Raw genomic sequence first — 1877 nt, forward strand, 5'->3', positions numbered from 1 at the left:
GTTCTACATGACCATTAAACCTGTCTACTTTTATTCCAAAATTGTTTCTATCTGTCATTAATATTAAATCAGCGTCCATACCGATAGAAGATACTTTATCAGCCATAACCGTACCATCTGCCATGTAAGCCATTTCATGCCAACTAGACCATGAATTTTGGTAAGTCCTAGTAAAAATTCTACCGTTGTTTAATATTACAACTTGATTGCAATAGTTGTACGTTCTTTCGTCTATATCATTATCAAATCTATTTACAACCACTAAAGTACCGTACATAGATCCAATAAATGGTGCATTAGGAATTGACGTATCTGTACTTATACTATAATTGCCTTGATTAGTACAATTATTAAAATCTGACACATCTCCCATAAATTTGCTATTACTTCCAGTCGCAATATTTTTTATATCAGTTTCAATAACAGAAGACACATTATTATTTATAGTAACTTCTGCTAATTTAATATAATATTCACCGTCAATAGTTGAAACCGTAGGAACTACAGGAGAACTAGCTGGTGTTCCCTGCACCACCTCTAAATGACTTATAGAATTATTTAAATCTAGCTTTAGAATAACTAAATCTTTTCTATTTAACCCACTTGTATTTGCAGTTAATGGCAATGTTTCAGCTACATCCATTTTTATAAAGTAACCTTCGATAAATGCTTCTCCTGCATCAACAACTATGTTTAAATTAGCAGGTGAATTAGGGTTAACAAAGAAGTCATTTTTATTTACTACACCGTTACTATTCGTAGCTTTAAATGACTTTACAAAGTCACTTGCATAGTAATCTGTATTATCAAAATAATTTGTTTTTATACTCATCTTTACACCCCCTTTATTTTGCGTACATTATAGTTATAGGTTTTTGTTGCTTATACAACTTTTGTCCTACAACTATATCAGCTTCTTGTTTTGTTGCATCTATTGTTATTTCAAGTATTTTAACTTCATCTTTGTATTCGAAATATGGCTTTAAATATATAGGAATAATGTCACCAACTTTTAAATTATGTATAGGACATATATTGCTATTAGCAACTTTAAGACTTACTGTATCACTTGGATATGCTCTTTTACTTAATTCATCATTCACATAGTTATCCAAAGTATTTTGAATTACTATATCATTATTAGCGTTGTAAACACCTTCAAATAATCCATACTTATTAATAGAGTTTGCATCTTGTTTTAAAGAAGTTAATATAGTTTTAACTCCTTCTTCTTCGTGCTCACTTTCAGCATAGACATTATTAGCCATATCTAAAATACTTCTTGATAGACTAGGTGCATTTATAATATTGTCGCTTTCTTCTGTACCATAAATTAATTCATATTGCAGCTTTCTTTCTTTTGCAGTATAGAAATTAAATTCTCTATTTTCATTGACTTCTATATAATAATTAGCACTATTTGCATATTCTAACATCTTATCTAATGCGAAATCTTTATTTTCTACTTTTCTTTGAGTTCTTAAAGAATTGCTATCAAAATATCCTTCAATTATTCCTGTGCTGCTTATATTATTTATATCAATCAATAAAGATTTGAATAAGTTTGTATAAGTTTGTTCAACGTAGTCTTTTGCTCTTAATCTCCTAAACATAAATATACCTAAGTAGCCATAGCAGCCAATCTTTAAGTTAGGGAAATTAAATTCAGTTTGAACTATAAACCCACCCCAAACTTTTTCATCATTTCTATAAATCTCAACATGATTAGTTTCTGTAAAGTTTTCTTTAGTACATTTAAAAGAATTTAAAGGAATACTAAACTCGCACTTACCAACCCCATTTAAGGTTTTAGTATAAGTTAGACCACTGAACTCATGTACTTCATCTAAAATATTATGTTTATTATCAAATACTTT

General features: G+C 29.0%; 2 protein-coding genes. Both read right to left on the bottom strand.

What is annotated here, in order from left to right; genetic code table 11:
* The coding region (locus tag VLM92_RS01025; RefSeq protein WP_325274495.1) for a pyocin knob domain-containing protein at positions 1-832 on the bottom strand (832 nt) is incomplete at its 3' end.
* A 13-nt stretch (positions 833-845) separates the two neighbouring features.
* Positions 846-1877, bottom strand: a 1032-nt coding sequence (locus VLM92_RS01030; protein WP_325274496.1) for a hypothetical protein, incomplete at its 5' end; no start/stop codon positions are given.

Source organism: Romboutsia sp. (assembly GCF_035470145.1).
Classification (GTDB): domain Bacteria; phylum Bacillota; class Clostridia; order Peptostreptococcales; family Peptostreptococcaceae; genus Romboutsia_D.